Genomic DNA, 17,465 nt, shown 5'->3' with positions numbered 1-17,465 from the left:
TCACTTCACTCTCGCTCGTGCCGCAGCGCTTCATCCGATGACGCGCACGCGGGCGTGCTGCCCGTCACTCAGTGGGTGGCTCCTGTGTTGCGCCTCTCGGGCTGCGAGGCCCCTTGCCGGCGGCGCGGCGGGTTCCGGCCGATTCATCCCGGACCTGGCTGAGCTCGTCGCGCAGCTGGTCGATCTGACGGTCGTAGGTCGCGCGCAGGTCGTGCACCCGCTGCTCGCCGTGGCCGCGTTCGCGCTCGACGTCGCTGCGGGCAGCGTCGCGCTCGGCGGTGACGGTGGCGAGGTCGCCGCGCAGCTCGGCAGCTGTCTCGCGGGTCCGTTCGGCTTCGGCCCTGGCGGTGTCGAGCTGGTCGCGCACCTCGATGGTGCCGGCCTCAGCACGCTCGGCACGCGCCGTCTCGGCGTTTGCGCGGCTCTCGGCCGCGGCGGCGCGCTGCTCGGCGTCGAGCCGGTCGCGCTCCGCGACCTCGGCGCGCTGCGCCGTGGCATCGCGTTCCTGCTCGGTGCGGGCGAGCTGGGCCCCGACCGCCTCGAGCTCGGCGCGCAACTGGCCGGCTTCGGCCTGAGCTTGAGCCTGAGCGCTCTCGGCGTCCGCACGGACCGCGGCGAGCTCGTCTGCGAGCCGCTCCCCCGCTGCCCGAGCCTCGGTCAGCTCGCCTCTGGCGGTGTCGAGGTCCTCCGTTAGGTCTTCGACCTGACGGGTGGCTTCGGTCGCCGCGGCGTCGGCCTCGTCCTTCTCTGCTTCGGCGCGGCGTTGCGCCTGCTCGGCGCGGGCGGCGCGGGCGTTGGCTGCGGCGACCTTCTCGGCGGCTTCGGTGGACATGGACTCGATCTGCGCCTCGACGGCCTCAGGGTCGCTGACGGTGCGCAACTCCCCGACGAGGGTGGTGAGCTGTTGGCCGAGGTGCTCGATCATCCCGGCTACCTGACCGGTGATCTCGCTCGCCCGCTGTCGCGCCGCGTCTACCGGCCGCGCCTCGACGGCGGAGTCGCCGTCGCCGGCGGCGAGGCGCTGCCGTGCCCGCCAGGCGGCCGCGCGGTTGTGCTTGGGGTCGTCGCAGTACTCCGGTGGCCGGCCCGTCTCGGCCTCGGCCGGCATCGCCGGCCGACGGCACCCGGGAAACCGGCACGTGCGCTCTTCCGTCTGCTGCTCGCTCATATCGTCACTCTACCTCATAACGTAACGTAACGAAAGACTAAAGATGTAACGTAACGAAAGAGGGGGCCAGTCTTGGGTGCTGTTTAGGCGGTAAGCGGCCAGACCCGACTCTCGCCCGGCCGGCCGGTCGACGCCGGTGGCCGATTCGGTGGTCGGCCCGTCGGTGGTGGCGTCCTCGAGGACGCGATGCACGGTGTCGCGTGAGCGCTTCATGCGCCGGGAGATCTCGCGCTCCGACAGGGCTCTCGGACAGCTGGAGGATCGTGGCGCGCTCATCCTCCGTGACCGGCCGGCGCTTCCGGCCGGCCGGCCGGTCCGCCTCTGCAGGCACCTCGGCGGGCTGCGAAGCGCTGTTGGTCGGGCGTTGTGTCGGCCGTGACCGGGCCGAATGACCGGCCCCCGGTCTGACTACTCGTCGTCGCCGAATTCCTCGTCGTCGAAGCCCTCGCCCGCAGTCGAAGCGGCGGCGCGTTCGGCGGCTTCTGCCTCGCGCTGCGCCTTCTGGTCGAGGTGGCGGTCGATGACCAGCTGTTCGACGTCGGAGAGGGCGTATCCCCACTCCGCGAGGCGGGCGAAGTACGTGTACGAATTGTGGCTGGGGCGACGCCACGTTTCGCGGCTGGTCTGGTCTTCGATGGCGGCGAGCACGATGCCGAGGCTGACGTGCTGCGCCTTGGTCGGGCGGGATTCGACGAAGGCTGCAAGTCCTTCGACGAAGTAGCCCTCGGGGCGCTCGACGCCGAGCAGTTCGTGCGCGAGCACGTTGCCGTTGTTGCCTGCGCGGGAGACGTCGAACCGGAACTGCGAGAGGCCGGTCGCGATGAAGGCCGCGGCGTCCGCGGGGAGGGTCTTGCGGCTCAGGAACTCGGTCAGCCATGCCCGCCTCACCACTTCGGCAGGCGCCCAGGCCTTGTTGTTCGCGATCAGTTCGCGCCGCTCGGCCTTGTCCTCGTCGGTCATCGGCGTGCGCGCCTCTCCGCGGGCGTCACGCTGCTTGAAGCCGAGTGCCTTGGGGTCGGTGACGTAGTACTGCACGACGATCTCCCCGGTGCGCCAGTGCTTCGAGACGAGGGCTTCCACGCCCTCCTGACCCGTCAGGTGCTCGATCGTGATCTCTTCGCCTTCGGCGGTCGCGAGGTTTCCGACTGCGACGACGCTCTCGCCCCATCCGGGCTGCGCGGTGCGGACGATGAAGCCCTGTTCGGCGAGGTTCGCCTGAACCGGCGCAAGCTCGGCGTTGAGTTCGCGCTGGTCACGCTGCCGCTGCACCTCGTGGTCGAACTGCGAGGGCCGGGTGGTTGCGATCTCGACCAGTTTCGCGGTCGCCTGCTCGTCGTCCTCGAACTCGACAAGTGCCGCGGCGTGCTCGAGGTTCATCTGGAACTCGGCGACGGCCGCCGTCGCGGTCTGGCTCCCGGCGACGGCGAGGCCAGCCTTGATGCGGTCGTTCTTGGTGCCGGTGCGCTTGGCGATGGCGGTGACGCTGAGACCCTCGAACGAGAGTTGCTGCCACGCGGCCGCACGCTCGACGTCGGTCAGGGCCTCGCGCTGCTCGTTCTCGATGAGTTGCTCGATGATGCGGCGCACGGTGTCCTCGTCGCCGTCGACGAGAACGATCGGCATCGTCGCGATGCCCGCTTCACGAGCGCCAAGCGTGCGGCGCTGGCCCGCTCGCACGACGACTCGGCCCTGCTCGTCGCGGTAGCCGAGCGTCGGGACGAGCACGCCGTGGTACCGGATGCTCGCGATGAACTCGGGCGTCAGGGGTGCGCTGGGTCGAACGTTCGTCTCGATGACGATGCTGTTCGGGTCGATGTGCTCCAGAACCCCAGCGGTACGTGCGATGGTCTCGGTGTCCATTGTCTGCTCCTAATCTCCGCCAACCGTTTTTTTGGCCTGGCTGGCAAAGAGAATCGATAGTGAGTGGAGGCGGCGCAGTGCCCCGTAGGGAGCGGTTGCTAAGCGGAGCCCGGAGCGCAGCGGAGGGCGGAGTCTGCAAATAGCGACTGGAGGGGAACGGAGCCGACGGAGCGAACTACGGTTATCTGCCAGACAGGGCAAAAAGCGGAAAAAACGCGGCCGCGGAGCGGCCTCGTCGCCGGCCGGAGGCTGGCCGCGGCCGAAGGTCGCCCTGCGGCGCCAGCCGCAGCATCGCCGTTCCTGACCGCTCCCCCGTCGTGTGTCCGAGCCATCTCTGTGCCGACGAGTTGCCGCTCGTAAGATTCGAACGTATCTTCGATTTTGTGGGGCAGAACAAGCGATACGGCTCGGACGTCACGGATCTCGCGATCCTCGACGTGACGCTGCGCCCCGAGCCGATCTCGCTGACTTATCAGGAGGTCGGGGCGCCGAGCGCCGCGGAGTTGTTCCGCGTGAACCCGGCGCCCGAGCCCGTCGAGGTCGACGCCTGGGTGCGATTTCCGGAGACGGCCGTCGAGGTTCGCGCGAGGGCGATCGCTTGGACCGCCCGTGCGGTCCTGCTCGAGTTTGAGCTGCGCGACGGGCGTCGGCGTCGCACCTGGGTGTGGGCCGGGGCGGTGCGCCGGGTGCAACCCGGCGAACCGCGCAGCTGAACCTTCGACCACTGGGCTATGCCGCGAGGGCCGGAGCCGTGTCGGCCGCCTCGGCGTCCGGCCGGTCGATGGTCGGAACGATGGCCGCCGTCGGTTCGTCGGCCGCTTCCTTCGCCTCGGCGATGATCCGGTTTACGGTGTCGCGGGAGCGGCCGAACTCCCGTGCGATCGCGCGCTCGGAGTAGCGGCCGGTTGCCTCGGTGGCCGCTTCAGCGGCCGCGATGATCTGGCGCCGCTCCTCGTCAGAGACCGGCCGCTTGTGGCCGGTCGCCTCGACAGAGGCGGTCGGCTCGGTGGCCGTCGCGTCCCCGAACATGGTGAGAGCGTCGTCGACGACCGCCGTGTCGGGCGACTGCTCGTCGGCGGCGGCCGGTCGGCCGCTCCCCCGCTCGGCCATGGCGCGCTTGGTGCCGGTGCCGAGCTCGTGGGTGAGGGTGCTTGCGGCGGCGAGCGTGAGAACGGGAACCGCGGCGACGACCATGACGACCCAGAGAGGCGCGGCCTCGTATCCGAGCCCGACGAGCGAGTGGTAGGTGACCTGGCCCGCGATGCCGAGCCCGAGGCCGGCGAGCGACGACCAGCGCGCGAACCGGCGCGCCGAGGGGGCGATCTGCTTGCGGGTCAGCCACACGCCGAGGGAGAAGGCGGCGTAGGCCTCGAGTCCGAGCGGGAGAACGATGGAGAGGTCGAGAGTCCAGGGCAGGATGCCGGGGAGCATCTCGGTCGGGCCGAAGCCGCTCATGCGGCCGAGGGACACCCAGCCGCCCCAGATGGCGACGTAGGCGCCGATGTAGAGCGGGAACAGCGGCCAGCGCGAGTAGGTCTCGTACTCCTGCTCCGCCTCCGCTCCGTCCGGGTCGGCGGCCGAGGTGGTGGTCGACTCGGCGGCCGGGCGGCCGATGCGGAAGAAGTTGCTGATGCGGCTCATCGTGCTGCCTCCTGAATTAGTGCGGATGCGCACTAATTTATCAGAAATGATGCGGGAGCGCACCTGTAAGCTGAGGGTGTGACCACGAACGACCAGGAATCGGCCGGCCCATCGGCCGCTGGGGCCGATCCCGGCCCCGGCCCGGCCGGTCTTTACGACGTCGGCCGGTTGGCAGCGCGCCTAGGCATTACGCCGGCCTCCCTCCGGAACGCGAAGCTTCGTGGCGCGGACTGGCTCCCGTCGCCTGCAGGCGAGCTCAACGGCGGTGCGGTGTGGTCGGCCGATGACCTCGAGGGGATTGAGGGCCGTCGTCGGCCACGCGGTCGGCCACGGGCGGCCAACTAGCGACCGAGTAGCCTCGCACCATGTGCGGTCGATTCACGCTCAAGGAGCGGCCCGCGGACCTCGCGGCCGCGGTCGGCGCGCTCGAGGGAGACTTTTCGAGCTGGCAACCGTCGTTCAACATCCCGCCCACGGCGACGATCCCCGTGCTCGTGGAAGCGAAGCTCCCAGACTCGGAGACGTTCGGCCGACGCCTCGAACCTGCTCGTTGGGGGCTCGTGCCCGGTTGGAGCAAGGAGCTCAAGCTCAAGTTCCCGACGTTCAACGCCCGCTCCGAAGGCATCGCCGAGAAGAACACCTGGCGCGGCCCGCTCAAGTCGCACCGCGCCATCGTGCCGATGGACGGCTGGTCCGAGTGGACCGGAGAGAAGGGCGCCAAGATGCCGCACTTCATCCACCACCCCGACGGCGAAACGCTCGGCGTCGCCGGCCTCTATTCGTGGTGGCTCGACCGTTCAAAGCCCGATGACGACGACACCCGATGGACGCTCACTGCGACCATCCTCACCTCCGATGCCGTCGACGAGCTCGTGGGCATCCACGACCGATCCCCGGTGCCACTCCCCCGCGAACTCTGGGACTGGTGGCTCGACCCGTCCCTCGTCGGCGATCAGGCGATGGTCGACGACGCTGTGAAGGCCGCACTCCCGATCGCGGAACAGCTCGCCGTCTACAGCGTGCGTCCGTTCAAGGTCGGGCAGGACGGCCCGGCCCTCATCGAGCCGGCCGACGCATGAACTCCGTCAAGGCGTCACTCGGCCGACCGGCGCCGAGGCGCTCGAGGTTCGGCGCCTCGGCGAGTCCCGCCCGGCGCTCACCCGTCAGTACCTGTGGGAGCGGTTCCCAGCTGTGTAGCTGCGGTTCGGTGGTGAACCACGCCTCGCAGAACTCGACTGGCAACTGCAGAACCTCACCCATGCGACGACGCTACGCGGCTCATTCGAGGGCCGTCGCCGACTGTCCACAGGCGTAGCGTGAACGGACCTCAGCCCGCGATGTAGCAGGCGAGCAGCACGTAACCCTCGGGCACGAGCGCCTGCAGCGCTGCGTTCGCCGCCTCGTAGCTTGGGCCCTCGGCCTCGATTTGCTCGACGCGATCAGATCGGATCATGCCCGTTGCCGTAGTCACGCCGGCCTTCATCGAGAAGTGCGCCTGCACGAGCTCGTGGCCGGGCGGCACATACGGGGGCGAGGGCCTCGTAGGCCGCTCTACGATCGCTACCGGCCGCCTCAATCTTGGTCGTCTGGGTCGGTCGAATGGCCCCGGTCACGCGCATATGACGAGCCTAAGCATGGCCAGCCACGTTCCCGCGCCATGCTCGCGACCCGAACTTTCTGGAACTCACAGAGTCTGTCAGTCTGTAACTCACAATGTTTGGAACTCTGGAAATTCCAGACTTACAGGCTTACATAGTCACAGACTTACAGACTCTGGAACATCGAGACTTACAGGATTCTCGACTCGCCGACTCTGTAACTCTGTAAATCTCGAACTCACAGATTGGATCGAAGTATGAGGATCGTTGCACTCGTCGGCCAAAAGGGCGGCATCGGCAAGACCACCACGACGGTGAATCTCGCCGCCGTGCTCGCGAAGAACGCGAACCGCGTGCTCGTCATCGACGTCGACCCGCAGGAGTCAACGACCTGGTGGGCCGAGAACGCGGGGGAGCGGCTGCCGTTCGACTTCACCGCCAGCGTCGACGCCTCGAACCTCGCCAACCTGCGCGAGCTCGAGGACCAGTACGACGTCGTGCTCGTCGACACCCCCGGAAACCTCGAGGCCGAGGCGATCCTCGCCGCTGTGCTCGACGTCGCCGATTTCGTCGTCGTGCCCCTGGCACCCGAAGACCTCGCCGTGCAGCCGATCGTCCGTACCGTCCGCCAGCACATCGAGCCCCGCGGCCTCCCATACCGAATCCTGCTCAGCAAGATCGACATGCGCAACGCCGGCGAACTCGAGGACTGGCAGCGCCTCGTCGACGAGGGCCTGGAACTGCCCCGCTTCCAGCAGGTCATCCGCTACTACAAGACCCACAAGGACGCGCCGGGCCGCGGCGACGTCGTGACCAACTACCCGGACACTCGCGCCAACCGCAACGCGATCTTCGACTACAACGCCGTCGCGTTCGAGCTCGTGTCGCTCTGGGCGAACCACCCGGCCAAGACAGGGAGCAGGTAATGGCACGCAAAGACCTGGGGCTGCTGACCCGTCGCGTCGACGACATGAAGTCCGCGCCGGCCGACGCCGAGCCGACTCCGGCCGTCGCCACGGCCCCGGCTCCCGTCGCGGCCGCGCCTGCGGCGCCAGCCGCTGCACCCCGGAAGCCCGGCGTCAAGAAGCAGCCGCGCTCGGCGCAGGCACCGCGCTCCGGCGCGGTGGCCGAGGACTACGAGCGCAAGGAGACGTGGCTCCGGCCTGACCAGCAGGTCGAACTCGACCAGCTCGCCAAGCGGCTGCAGCGCGCGAAGGATCCCAGCGAGAAGACGCGCATCACCGCGAACACGATCATTCGCGTGGCCGTCGACGCGCTGCTCGAGCACGCAGACGAGCTGCAGGGCAACACCGAAGCTCAGATCCGTGAGTCTGTAACTTCCAGAGTTACAGACAAGTAGCGGCGCTTCGGTGCCGCGGCGAGAGTAGATGTCTTCGACGTCCCCACTGGGTGCAGGCCGGCCCCGGCGATGCCGGGCTGTGCCCATTGGGGGCGGGGGAGTCACCATGTCGTCGTCCCCAGGTGGGCGGGTGCTCCGTCAGCCGTCCACCTGTGGGCGCACGACCGGGGGAGTGCGAGGGCTCAGCCTTCGCCGCGGCGCTTGCGTCGTGCTGCCTCTGCGATCTCGCGATCGCTTTCAGCGCGCAGTCGGCTGAACTCCTCGGGCGTGAGCTCGGCCGCGCGCGCAGCCGCGGCACGCTCGGCATCACGCTCGGCGCGCTCGGCCTCGAGCTGCAGTGCGCGCGGCCGCCGTGGCACGGCGGGTTCTGCGGCGATGCGGTCGTCGACGAGCGCGAGCTGCGCTGCGGCGCGCTCGGCCTGCTCCGCGCGATACAGAGCGCGATCCTCGGTGAGCGTCGGCTCGGCGGGGTCGATGTACTCGGCCAGCAACCACCGGGTGTAGCCGAGCGGGTCGCCGACCTCGGACGGGTTCATGAACCGGTACGCACGCGGCGCCGCCTCGGGGCGCTGCCCGAACTTCGCAGCGTTCGCGCGGAAGCGCAGCTCCTGCTCAAGGCGACGGGTGAGGTCGCCGGCCTCCCAGCGCGCGGGGTCCACGTCGGCCTGCTCGAGCACGCGGGCGACGCTCGAGGGATGCACCTGGTGCAGCCAGGGAAGTCGATCGCGCACGGCGCGAGCGAACTCGAACATCTGGCGGCCCCAAATGACCCGCCCACGTCTTGACGTACCCCTCGAATTTTGCAACCCGCTGTCAGGGCTGTGCGGCCGCGGAGCGGACGCTCGTTCTTGCGCGCTTGCGCGCTGGTGTTTAGATCCCTTCGAAAACGCCTCTGGCGCTCTTAACCCTCCTTCGGAGGGTAGGTGGACAAAGCGAAGATTTCGCGGGGCCACCAGGTCGCGCTGCGAAGCCATGCGAAGCTGCCTGTTCCCGTGCCGGCGATAGGCCGCCGCACGCTCGCCGACCGTGAGGTAACGGCCCTCGACGCGCGTGCGGGCGAAGCCGAGCGCGTTCACGGCGCGCCAGAACCGTGTCATCGTGCGTTCGCTGCGCGCGACCGCGAGGCCGAGCCGTGCGCGGCCCACAGTGACGTTCCGGCCGGTGTCATAGTCGGCGTAGCTCGCGGCCTCCTTGGCGGCTGCGAGGAAAGTCTTCGGGCTGATGCTCTCGGGCCGGCCTCCGGGCTGCGTCCAGCGGAGCTGTGCGCGGCCTTCAGGCGACGCGATCGCCCAAGCCAGCAGAGTCACCCAGGCGAGGCGGTAACGCCACACAGGGGCCTCCTGAGAGCCGGGCGTGGCTTCCGGCGCCCACGACCGACGCCGGAAGCGCACGGTCGTCGCTCGAGGGCCGTTGTAGGGCCGCTTCGCGTGCTGCTCGGCGACGAGCTCAGTGACCCATTCGGCCGGTACAAGCCATGCCGGGCGGGTCGCTGAGTCGTCAGAATGCGCCTTTAGGACGGTGCGCGCTCTCGGCGCGTCGTGTAGCCCTAACGTCGGAACGACGTCCTTCTGAGGTACGATGAACGCACCTCCTCCCAGTGAGTAGGCACGGAAAAGCCCCGGCTCCATGCCGGTTCTTCTTCGGGAATCGCCTCGATCTGAGTCAGTCGCCAAACTTCAGTCAGATCAGGCAATGAGCTTCAGGCCCCGCCACGGCGGGGCCTCTCTCGTTAAGCCGTGTCGATAGGCAGCTCCCCGTCAGCGGCCGGCTTCTCAGGAAGCCAGACCGGATATCCGCGCTCGTCGAGCTGAAGGTTCTCGACCATGAGGTCGAAGAGCGCAGAGGGCGACATGCCGACATGATCGGCAATGCGCTTCCACTGGTCCTTGTTCGAACGCTCGACGTCGTAGCCGAGCGTCACGGGGTCAACCCGTGTTCCTCGTGGCAATCGTCGCGGTGTCATAGGGAACACTTAACCCTGACCATAGGGTTAAGACCCTCCGACACGCCGCCGCCGTACGACGATCGCTAAGCGGCAATCTCGATCGTGAGCGTGACGTCGCCCATTAGGAGCGCTTCCCCCTCGGCGATCACCGTCGGGGTGCCGGGTTCGAGCGCGGCGCCCGTCCCCTGGATGATGACGCCGTTGGCGGCGTTGTTGTCGGTGACGACGATCTGGCCGGCCTCGTCGACGTCGACGAGCGCGTGCGTGCGCGAGAGCGTCTGCTCCGGGCTTTCGATCACGACGGGAGTCCGTTCATCTTCGACTCGAGGATTCCTGCCGAGCGCGATCGATGCAGGCACGATGCGCTCCTGGTCCTCGCCGACGCGGACTCGAAGGCGCGGCGCAGCATCGCGGATCGGAGTGGGCAGCGGCTGGATCGGGACGATCCGTGCTGCCGCCTGCGCCTTGATCGCTTCTCGGGGCGTGAGGCCCGGTGCGATGGCGACGGTTTCGAGCTGCGCCAGCGGCGCCCGCAGACGCGGGGGAGCGACGGGGAGTTCGGTGCTCGCCTCTGCGACGATCGCGGCGGCCGTGATGGCCTGCCCGCCGAGCACGGGTACCTGGGCGACATGAACGGTGTGCGGCGCGACGACGACGCGCAAGGGGGCCTCGGCGCCACATGCGCCGCAGCTCGTCGCAGTGACGGGCTGGGGCTGCCGGCAGGCGCGGCAGTATCCCTGCTGGACGAGTAGGCCGTCAGTTGGCGGGATCGTGCCGTCAGCGGCGACTTCGTGCACGACGCCGTTCGGGCGGACGGCGAGACGCCAATTGGCAGGGCCCTCAACCACGTCCATCCGGACGGGGCGGCGCATGGTGGCCGCGAGTGCTGCGACGTCTGCGATCATGCCGACGCGCAGCGCGTCGATTGATTCCGCTGCACAGGCCCGGCTGATGCCGTTGGTCGTGAGTTCCCCCGTGGCATCCGGGTGCACGACCGCGCTCACGCGCGGCCAGTCGGAAACGTGCTCAGTCATTGGATGTCCCCTTCTATCCAAGCTTCACGCCGACCTCGGCCATGAAGGGCACGGGGTCGACGGCGTTGCCGTTGATGTTGACTACGAAGTGCAGGTGGCAGCCGGTGGATTGCCCGCTGGATCCGGTGCGGGCGATCTGCTGCCCGGCCTCTACCTTGTCTCCGGCTCGCACGAGGAATCCCGACCCGTACATGTGCAGGTACGAAGTCTGCACGCCGCCGCCGTGGTCGACGGTGATGGTGCCGTTCCCAGCGGAATCGAATCCGACTCGGCTGACGACGCCATCCTGCGCGGCCCAGATTGGGCCATCGCAGCCGCCGGCCTGCAGGTCGGTGCCGCGGTGGAGTCGCCAAACGCCTTCGGTCGGGTGAAGACGCATGCCGAATGGATCGGTGATCGGCCCCGTGCCGGGCATCGCCCAGCCGGACGCGCTGACCTCGCCGGGCAGGAGCGCCCCGTTCGAGCAGACTTTGTTGCCGTTGCCGCCCTGGAGGCCGGTGTCAATGCCTGAGAGGCCTTCGACGACGGCGACAGCCGAGTCCCAGAACTTCTCGTAGTGGTAGGGGTCGGCGTTCACCTGCACGCGGTGCGCGACGATCGTCGGCGCGAGCGAGTCGCGATCCTCGATCGTCGCGAGCTTCTTGAAGAAGTTCGTCGAGCTGATGTACGGGTTCATGCGGTCGTCATACGAGCCCCACGCGCCGTTCCCGCGCTGCTGGAAGAGCCCGCGGCTGTCTGGGCCAGCGGAATCGCCGCGATCGAGCACGATGAGGGACGATTCGCCCATCGACGTCATAACGCCGATGGTCTGGTCGCGCACGCTCAGGCCGAGGTCTTTCCCGGCCTGAATGATGTACGCGGCGTTGACGAGCTGTTCGTGGCCGTAGCCCGAGATCGTCGTGTCAGGAACGGCCTTCGGGTCGATGCTTACGCTCGACGACGGGCCGCTCTCGGGGTTGCAGGTCGCGGATGCGGCCGAACCAAAAAGCAGGATGCTGAAGGCCGTGGTGAACACCACGACGGGCACTGCAGCGATCGCGATCCAGCCGCCTGCTTTCTTGTCCATTCGTCAGTTGATCCCTTCAGGCGGAGTGATGCGCTCGGCTTTCCACGGCTCAGAGCCGGTCGTGCGGCTGAGGATCACGGTGTACGTCCCGACGTCCGTGGGGACGGCCACGGTGGCCACATACGCGCTCGTGTCGTCCACCAGTTCCGCGGAGCCTGTGACCTTGCGAGCGGGCACCGCGGCCGGCTGAACGTAGGCGTAGTCCTGGGTGGCCTGCTGGCTCAGCATCGGCGCGAGCTCGGACCACCAAGCCTCCTGCGCCATGTCTGGACGTGCGAAGGCAGCCATGACTGTCTCGGCAGCATCCCGAACAGAGGCGCGGTCAGCGTCGGTCCACGTCGCGACAGCCTCCTGCACGACTTCCTCGCCGGTGTCGGCATCGATCGTGCCGTCTGGGACGGGGGTGGCGAACTTATCGAGGTCTGTCGGCAGGACCGCGGCGCTGCTCGGCGCGGGCGGTGAACTCGAGGCGGGGGAGCCGCCAGGAGTAGACGCGCACGCCGACAGGGCGCCGACCGCGACGAGCGCGGCCGCGACACAAAGGGTGCTCTGCGCCTTCATCAGCCTTCTCTCGTGTCTGTCTGTGGCTGGTTCGAGCCCTGCTCGAGTGAGGCTTTCAGCTCGTCGCGGACGACGAACCACGAGCCGCCGAGCTTGTAGCCGGGGATGGTTCCCGCGCTGAGCCATTTGTAGACGGCTGGCTTCGTCATCCTCAGAACGTCTGCGACCTCACCAGGGGTGAGCGTCTCGGGCAGGCCTTCAAAGAGGGCGTCAAGGTGTGACGTCACGAGAGGCCTCCCACTGATCCACATGGCGACATTGTATAACTATTTCTAGGCTGTAGTGAAATATCGAAAGATATAGTACGATTTAGCATTATGTACCTCCCTGGTGGATGCGGAAGTCAACAGCCGCGTATTTCTAGGACGTCACTCATTATTGAGGGGATGCAGTCATGACCGACCCGATGAACCCTTGGGTTTCCCGGCCGGCGTTCACGCCCGCCCCTGAAACTCAGAACCCCAGTCCAGATGTCCCTACGCTTTCAGGACCGATCGCACCGCAGCACGGGATTCCCGTGCCTGATCGCGTCGATCAGCTCCCGACCCTTCAGCACCCGATGTCATCGGAGCTGTGGTGGGTGGGTACCCACGGCGGGGCCGGCGAGACCTCTCTCGCGGGCCTCGTGCCCGGATGGGCTGCGGCCAGCCACGGGTGGCCGCAGGTGCCCAGCTCGACCCTCCGCTCGAGGGTCGTGCTCGTGTGTCGCTCGAATGTGAGCGGCCTGCGATCCGCCCAGGCTGCGGCGCAGCAGTGGGCGGCCGGGATGGTCCCGTTCGCAGATGTGCTCGGCCTCGTCGTCGTGGCTGACGCGCCGGGGAGGCTTCCGAAGCCGCTGCGCGAGCTCGTGCAGCTTGTCGGCGGGGGAGTGCCCCGGTTGTGGACGGTTCCCTGGATTGAGTCGTGGCGTCTGGGAGGCTCGTTCAGTCTCCCCGACGCTCCGCGCGACGTTCGACAGCTTGTTGACGACCTCCGCGCAAATCTCCGATAACCCGGTGCCGCTTGGCGCCGCCTACCGAAAGGAAACCTGATGGAGGTCATTCACTCCCTCATCACCCTCGCCGCAGACCTGCCTGACCCGGCGCCGGTGCAGCCGCCCGGCACTGACGGGCTCATCACGATCATGGGCTGGCTCAAGTGGGTCGGCTTCTTCGCCGCGATCGCTGCACTGATCATCGGCGCGATCATGATCATGTTCGCCACGAACCGCGGCGAGGGCATGCAGGACGCCCTCATGCGGATCGGGCGACCGATCCTCGCTGTCATCGTGATCGCGGCGTCGACGGGTCTCGTCGGCCTCCTCATGGGGGGCTGACCAAACCCATGGCTACTCAAGACAACGAGCGGAGCGTATGGGGCCGGCCTGGCTTCATCATCGCTGCCGTCGTCGTCGGGGTCCTGGTGATCGCCGGCGTCGTGCTGGCGATCACCACCGCGGCGGGCAACGGCTCGATGGACGAGCCGGTGGCGTCGCCTTCGACCCCGCCCACCGCGACGGCCGACGCCGCGGACGAGAGCGTGTGCGGAATCGGCAGCATCGAGCTGTCCGGCACGCTCTCGAGCGCGCCGGAAGCCGAATGGGCATTCCAAGGGACGACGGCCTACCCGACCTCCTCGACGGCCGGCCCCGGCGTCACCTCGAGCACGGGCATCCGATCGTGCTTCGAACACTCGCCGACCGGCGCCCTGTTCATGGCAGCCAACGCGATCGCCCAGGGCAGCGATGGTGGCACGGGCACCGAATGGGCTGAGCAGGCACTCGGGCAGGGCCAGTACCGCGATGAACTGCTCACCCAGCTCGGCACGCCGAGCGGTGATGCGGGCACCCGCATCGACATCGCCGGCTTCCGCGTTCTCGCCTACGACGGCGCAACGGCGCGGATTGATCTTGCGGTCAAGGGGAGCGCAAACGGCACCGCCGTGACGCTCTCGGCCGTGTACGAACTCGTCTGGCAGGACGGGGACTGGAAGCTCAGCGCGGACACACAGACGCCGCTGGACATGGCAACCGTCCCCGACGTCGCCGGATACATCAACTGGGGAGCGTGAGTCATGGCGTGCGGTGTTCTCGACTTCAAGTGCGGGATGGAGGAATTCGCAAAGAGCACGATCGGTGATGCGATCGCGAACTTTGCGAATGCGGTGCTCGAAGCATTCGGCCAGAGCGTCGCGACGCTCGGCACGATGTGGGTGAACATCGGCACGCCTGACCTCCGTGGTTCAGGGTCCGAGTCGACCGCGATCGCGGCAGGCTCGCCCCCTCCCGGATCCGCTGGTATCGCCGAAGCGATGGGCTGGATGATGTGGATCGGCTACGCCGTCGCAGTCCTCGCGGTGATCGGTCTTGCGATCCACATGATGTTCCGAATGGGCCGCGGTGACGGCATGGTCACGCTCGGCAAGACCGGCTGGATCATCACCGGCATCATCCTGCTGGGTGCGGGATTCGGCCTCGTCGGCCAGCTCCTTCCGCAAGGGCCGCAGGGTGCAGGGGGAACGGTGCTCTTCCTGCAGTCGTCGCTGTGGTGGTACATGCTGGTGCTCGCTGGGGTGTCCGTGATCGTCGGCGCGATCCGGCTGATCTGGGAGCAGCGAGCGGAGCCCGGTAAGGAGCTGCTCAAGAGCCTGATCACGCTGATCGTCGTGGCCGGTAGCGGCGTGACGATCGTGAGCGTCCTCGTCGCCGCGGCAGATGCGTTCTCGTTCTGGATTCTGGAGGGCTCTCTCCAGTGCAACATCGCAGAGGATGATGGCACCTGCTTCGGTCAGAACATCGCGACGCTGCTCGCGCTGACCACCAACCCCGCGACGGGCGGGCTCGGCTCACTGCTAATCATCATCCTGGGGCTGATCGCGATCCTCGCGACGGCGTTCCAGATCGTGCTCATGGTTGCCCGTGGCGGGATGCTCGTCCTCCTCACGGGAATCCTCCCCGTTGCGGCCTCTGCAACGAACACGGAGATGGGCAGGAGCTGGTTCAAGAAGTGCGTCGCGTGGCTGATCGCGTTCATCCTCTACAAGCCGGCCGCGGCGATCGTCTACGCCGCAGCATTCCAGCTCGTCGGTGCCGACATCTGGCAAGACGACGGCACCGGCCTGCTGGCGGTACTCACTGGCCTGATGCTCATGGTCATCGCGCTCTTCGCGATGCCCGCCCTGCTGCGCTTCGTCACCCCGCTCGTCGGGGCGATGGCAGCAGGTGCCGGTGGGGCAGCGATGGCCGGGGCCGCGATGGCAGCCCTCCCGACCGGCGCCGCGGCGCTCGGAAAGATGGGCACGGGCGGCGGCTTCGGCGGCGGCGGAAGCGGATCGGCGGGCAAGAGCGGGCCGGAAGGTCCGACTGGCTCCAGCTCGAGCGCCGCGACCTCATCGCCGGCCGCTGCGCCGACTGGTGGAGCCGGAGCGGGAGCCGGTGCCGGCGCGGGAGCCGGCGCAGGAGCCGGAGCGGGAGCCGCTGCAGGCGGTGGCGCAGCAGCGGGAGCCGCTGCAGGCCCGTGGGGCGCCGCAGCAGGCGCGGCTATGGACGTAGCAAAGGGCGCCGGGCAGGCGGCTGCGAACGCAGCGCGCGGCCTCGGCGAGCAGTCAACTGGGGAAGGAATTGCAGATGGTAGCCGCTGACACGCACCGGGAGCCGCGCACGTACGGCAACTGGCGTGAACCGAAGTCGCCCGGACTCTTGGGCCTCGGCCAGACGGGCACGATGGCGCTCTTCGGAGCACTCGTCTTCATCGTCATTCTCACGTTCGCCCTCGGCATCTGGGCCGCAGTGATCGGCCTGGCGGTGCTCGCACTCGCGATCGCCTTGACGACCGTCCGAGACGCCGACGGCCGCAACGCGATCCAGCGAGCGGGTGCCCGCGCCGGCTTCCACGCCGCGCGATCGAGCGGCGCGAACCTGTACCGCAGCGGCCCTCTCGGGCGCACGGACTGGGGAACCACCCAGCTCCCCGGCATCGCCGCGGGTACCAAGCTCAGCGAACACCTCGATTCGTACAACCGGCCGTTTGCTCTCGTCTACGCCCCGTGGGCGAAGACGTACACCGTCGTGCTCGCTACTGAGCCCGACGGCTCGGCGCTCGTCGACCAGGAGCAGATCGACGCATGGGTCGCTCAGTGGGGCCACTGGCTCGCCAACCTCGGCGACGAGCCCGGCGTCGAGGCCGGTGCCGTCACGATCGAGACTGCACCTGACTCGGGCACACGCCTGCAGATGGAGGTCGCTGGCAACATCGACCCGAACGCCCCGGCGTTCGCCCGGGCGATGCTGCAGGAGACCGTGGCAACGTACCCGGCTGGGTCGTCCACGATGAAGGCCTACGTCACCATCACGTTCTCGGCTGTGCCGCATCAGGGCGCGAAGCCGCTCACTCCGCACGAGATGGGCCTGAACCTCGCGGCCCGCATTCCGGGCATGACCTCCTCGCTGCAGTCGACGGGGGCTGGCGCAGCCCGCCCCGTCGCCGCGCAGGAGCTGTGCGAGTTCATCCGAGTCGCCTACGACCCGGATGCCTCGGTCTGGTACGACCAAGCACGTTCGCAGGGCGAGATCCCCGAAGAGCGCTGGGTCGACGTCGGCCCGACTGCCGCTCAGGCGGACTGGGATGGCTACCGCCACGACTCGGCGTATTCGGTCACCTACGCGATGACCCAGGCTCCTCGCGGAACGGTCCAGTCGAGCGTCCTGTCTCGACTGATCGCCCCGCACTCGGACATCGCCCGCAAGCGTGTGACCCTGCTCTACAAGCCGATCGACGCCGCCCGCGCCGCGGGCATGGTCGACGCGGACGTGAACGCGGCCAGCTTCATGGCGACGTCGGGGAGTCGTCGCGGCATGGCCCGCGACTCCCTTTCGCTTGCGCAGGCGCGGGCGACCGCCGCCGAGGAGGCGCGCGGCGCCGGACTCGTGAACTTCGGGATGCTGGTCACCGCGACGGTCACCGACCTCGAAATGCTCCCTCGAGCTCGCGCGGCGATCGCGAACCTCGGCCCCACCGCTCGCATCCGTCTGCGGCCGGTCTACGGCTCGCAGGACTCGGCGTTCGCCGCCGCCCTCCCTCTCGGCCTCGTGCTCTCCAAGCACCTGGCCATCCCTTCCGCGACCAAGTAAGGACGACGACGATGGGCAAGAAAGCGAAGCACGGCAACCGTGGCGTCACGCCTCAGCAGAAGGACGTGACTCCGGTCACTCCCGGCAGCCGTGGCTGGTCAGGCGCCGGCCGCGGCGCCAGCACC

19 protein-coding genes are annotated in these 17,465 nt (G+C 68.3%); 9 read left to right on the top strand and 10 right to left on the bottom strand.

Annotation, left to right across the window (positions count from 1 at the left end; all coding sequences use genetic code 11):
* Positions 1-64 precede the first annotated feature (64 nt).
* Both LQ757_RS18830 and LQ757_RS18825 read right to left on the bottom strand, forming a co-directional pair.
* Positions 65-1,168, bottom strand: a complete 1,104-nt coding sequence (locus tag LQ757_RS18830) for a coiled-coil domain-containing protein (RefSeq protein WP_231048827.1) — start codon at positions 1,166-1,168, stop codon at positions 65-67.
* 408 nt (positions 1,169-1,576) lie between these two features.
* Complete coding sequence (locus LQ757_RS18825) at positions 1,577-3,028, bottom strand: ParB/RepB/Spo0J family partition protein (protein ID WP_231048826.1); 1,452 nt, start codon at positions 3,026-3,028, stop codon at positions 1,577-1,579.
* A 383-nt stretch (positions 3,029-3,411) separates the two neighbouring features.
* Here LQ757_RS18825 and LQ757_RS18820 point away from each other — a divergent pair, with 383 nt between their 5' ends.
* A complete protein-coding gene (locus LQ757_RS18820) occupies positions 3,412-3,741 on the top strand; it encodes a hypothetical protein (RefSeq protein WP_231048825.1) in 330 nt (109 codons plus the stop codon).
* Between the two features lie 16 nt (positions 3,742-3,757).
* Here LQ757_RS18820 and LQ757_RS18815 read toward each other — a convergent pair whose 3' ends face one another.
* Positions 3,758-4,669, bottom strand: coding sequence for a helix-turn-helix domain-containing protein (locus tag LQ757_RS18815; RefSeq protein ID WP_231048824.1), 912 nt, complete (start codon positions 4,667-4,669; stop codon positions 3,758-3,760).
* 365 nt (positions 4,670-5,034) lie between these two features.
* Between LQ757_RS18815 and LQ757_RS18810 the strand changes: the two genes are divergently transcribed.
* The gene (locus tag LQ757_RS18810; protein WP_231048823.1) at positions 5,035-5,748 is read left to right on the top strand and encodes an SOS response-associated peptidase; all 714 of its coding nucleotides are present in this window, start codon (positions 5,035-5,037) and stop codon (positions 5,746-5,748) included.
* Positions 5,749-5,996: 248 nt separating this feature from the next.
* Here LQ757_RS18810 and LQ757_RS19280 read toward each other — a convergent pair whose 3' ends face one another.
* Entirely contained in the window at positions 5,997-6,122 is a 126-nt protein-coding gene (locus LQ757_RS19280) for a hypothetical protein (protein WP_255681792.1), read from the bottom strand.
* A gap of 402 nt (positions 6,123-6,524) precedes the next feature.
* On the opposite strand from LQ757_RS19280, the gene LQ757_RS18805 reads away from it, so the two are divergent.
* Together LQ757_RS18805 and LQ757_RS18800 are read left to right on the top strand one after the other, a co-directional pair.
* Positions 6,525-7,193 (top strand): ParA family protein, encoded by a 669-nt coding sequence (locus tag LQ757_RS18805; RefSeq protein ID WP_255681791.1) that lies wholly within the window; start codon positions 6,525-6,527, stop codon positions 7,191-7,193.
* Positions 7,193-7,627: a hypothetical protein gene (locus tag LQ757_RS18800; RefSeq protein WP_231048822.1), complete on the top strand. Its 435-nt coding sequence runs from the start codon at positions 7,193-7,195 to the stop codon at positions 7,625-7,627. Before LQ757_RS18805 ends, LQ757_RS18800 begins: the two co-directional genes overlap by 1 nt.
* A gap of 182 nt (positions 7,628-7,809) precedes the next feature.
* On the opposite strand, the gene LQ757_RS18795 is transcribed toward LQ757_RS18800, so the two are convergent.
* From LQ757_RS18795 to LQ757_RS18770, 6 genes are all read right to left on the bottom strand, one after another.
* Positions 7,810-8,379, bottom strand: coding sequence for a hypothetical protein (locus tag LQ757_RS18795; protein ID WP_231048821.1), 570 nt, complete (start codon positions 8,377-8,379; stop codon positions 7,810-7,812).
* 977 nt (positions 8,380-9,356) lie between these two features.
* Positions 9,357-9,548 carry a hypothetical protein gene (locus LQ757_RS18790; protein WP_231048820.1) on the bottom strand — a complete coding sequence of 64 codons (192 nt, stop codon included), beginning with the start codon at positions 9,546-9,548 and terminating at the stop codon, positions 9,357-9,359.
* Between the two features lie 107 nt (positions 9,549-9,655).
* Positions 9,656-10,606 carry an FHA domain-containing protein gene (locus LQ757_RS18785; RefSeq protein ID WP_231048819.1) on the bottom strand — a complete coding sequence of 317 codons (951 nt, stop codon included), beginning with the start codon at positions 10,604-10,606 and terminating at the stop codon, positions 9,656-9,658.
* Between the two features lie 13 nt (positions 10,607-10,619).
* A complete protein-coding gene (locus tag LQ757_RS18780) occupies positions 10,620-11,672 on the bottom strand; it encodes a M23 family metallopeptidase (protein ID WP_231048818.1) in 1,053 nt (350 codons plus the stop codon).
* A 3-nt stretch (positions 11,673-11,675) separates the two neighbouring features.
* A complete protein-coding gene (locus tag LQ757_RS18775; protein ID WP_231048817.1) occupies positions 11,676-12,233 on the bottom strand; it encodes a hypothetical protein in 558 nt (185 codons plus the stop codon).
* A complete protein-coding gene (locus LQ757_RS18770; protein ID WP_231048816.1) occupies positions 12,233-12,484 on the bottom strand; it encodes a helix-turn-helix domain-containing protein in 252 nt (83 codons plus the stop codon). Before LQ757_RS18770 ends, LQ757_RS18775 begins: the two co-directional genes overlap by 1 nt.
* A gap of 143 nt (positions 12,485-12,627) precedes the next feature.
* Between LQ757_RS18770 and LQ757_RS19555 the strand changes: the two genes are divergently transcribed.
* From LQ757_RS19555 to LQ757_RS18750, 5 genes are all read left to right on the top strand, one after another.
* Entirely contained in the window at positions 12,628-13,224 is a 597-nt protein-coding gene (locus LQ757_RS19555) for a DUF6668 family protein (RefSeq protein WP_372459682.1), read from the top strand.
* Between the two features lie 39 nt (positions 13,225-13,263).
* Positions 13,264-13,548 carry a hypothetical protein gene (locus LQ757_RS18765; RefSeq protein ID WP_231048815.1) on the top strand — a complete coding sequence of 95 codons (285 nt, stop codon included), beginning with the start codon at positions 13,264-13,266 and terminating at the stop codon, positions 13,546-13,548.
* An 86-nt stretch (positions 13,549-13,634) separates the two neighbouring features.
* Positions 13,635-14,282, top strand: coding sequence for a DUF8175 domain-containg protein (locus LQ757_RS18760; RefSeq protein WP_231048814.1), 648 nt, complete (start codon positions 13,635-13,637; stop codon positions 14,280-14,282).
* Between the two features lie 36 nt (positions 14,283-14,318).
* Positions 14,319-15,851, top strand: coding sequence for a TrbL/VirB6 family protein (locus LQ757_RS18755; RefSeq protein WP_231048813.1), 1,533 nt, complete (start codon positions 14,319-14,321; stop codon positions 15,849-15,851).
* Positions 15,838-17,340, top strand: coding sequence for an SCO6880 family protein (locus tag LQ757_RS18750; protein WP_231048812.1), 1,503 nt, complete (start codon positions 15,838-15,840; stop codon positions 17,338-17,340). The genes LQ757_RS18755 and LQ757_RS18750 overlap by 14 nt, the downstream gene beginning before the upstream one ends.
* The last annotated feature ends 125 nt before the right edge of the window (positions 17,341-17,465 follow it).

It is taken from the genome of Agromyces cavernae, from assembly GCF_021044935.1.
In the GTDB taxonomy this organism is placed as follows: domain Bacteria; phylum Actinomycetota; class Actinomycetes; order Actinomycetales; family Microbacteriaceae; genus Agromyces; species Agromyces cavernae.
Note: the sequence above shows the minus strand (reverse complement) of the source record. Positions and strands in the feature narration are given on the sequence as shown.

Excerpts from the sequence above, each read along its gene's own strand:
- LQ757_RS18830 (WP_231048827.1), bottom strand. The coding sequence starts at position 1,168 with ATGAGCGAGCAGCAGACGGAAGAGCGCACGTGCCGGTTTCCCGGGTGC.
- LQ757_RS18825 (WP_231048826.1), bottom strand. The coding sequence starts at position 3,028 with ATGGACACCGAGACCATCGCACGTACCGCTGGGGTTCTGGAGCACATC.
- LQ757_RS18815 (WP_231048824.1), bottom strand. The coding sequence starts at position 4,669 with ATGAGCCGCATCAGCAACTTCTTCCGCATCGGCCGCCCGGCCGCCGAG.
- LQ757_RS18810 (WP_231048823.1), top strand. The coding sequence starts at position 5,035 with ATGTGCGGTCGATTCACGCTCAAGGAGCGGCCCGCGGACCTCGCGGCC.
- LQ757_RS19280 (WP_255681792.1), bottom strand. The coding sequence starts at position 6,122 with ATGATCCGATCTGATCGCGTCGAGCAAATCGAGGCCGAGGGCCCAAGC.
- LQ757_RS18805 (WP_255681791.1), top strand. The coding sequence starts at position 6,525 with ATGAGGATCGTTGCACTCGTCGGCCAAAAGGGCGGCATCGGCAAGACC.
- LQ757_RS18800 (WP_231048822.1), top strand. The coding sequence starts at position 7,193 with ATGGCACGCAAAGACCTGGGGCTGCTGACCCGTCGCGTCGACGACATG.
- LQ757_RS18795 (WP_231048821.1), bottom strand. The coding sequence starts at position 8,379 with ATGTTCGAGTTCGCTCGCGCCGTGCGCGATCGACTTCCCTGGCTGCAC.
- LQ757_RS18785 (WP_231048819.1), bottom strand. The coding sequence starts at position 10,606 with ATGACTGAGCACGTTTCCGACTGGCCGCGCGTGAGCGCGGTCGTGCAC.
- LQ757_RS18780 (WP_231048818.1), bottom strand. The coding sequence starts at position 11,672 with ATGGACAAGAAAGCAGGCGGCTGGATCGCGATCGCTGCAGTGCCCGTC.
- LQ757_RS18775 (WP_231048817.1), bottom strand. The coding sequence starts at position 12,233 with ATGAAGGCGCAGAGCACCCTTTGTGTCGCGGCCGCGCTCGTCGCGGTC.
- LQ757_RS18770 (WP_231048816.1), bottom strand. The coding sequence starts at position 12,484 with ATGTGGATCAGTGGGAGGCCTCTCGTGACGTCACACCTTGACGCCCTC.
- LQ757_RS19555 (WP_372459682.1), top strand. The coding sequence starts at position 12,628 with ATGACCGACCCGATGAACCCTTGGGTTTCCCGGCCGGCGTTCACGCCC.
- LQ757_RS18765 (WP_231048815.1), top strand. The coding sequence starts at position 13,264 with ATGGAGGTCATTCACTCCCTCATCACCCTCGCCGCAGACCTGCCTGAC.
- LQ757_RS18755 (WP_231048813.1), top strand. The coding sequence starts at position 14,319 with ATGGAGGAATTCGCAAAGAGCACGATCGGTGATGCGATCGCGAACTTT.
- LQ757_RS18750 (WP_231048812.1), top strand. The coding sequence starts at position 15,838 with ATGGTAGCCGCTGACACGCACCGGGAGCCGCGCACGTACGGCAACTGG.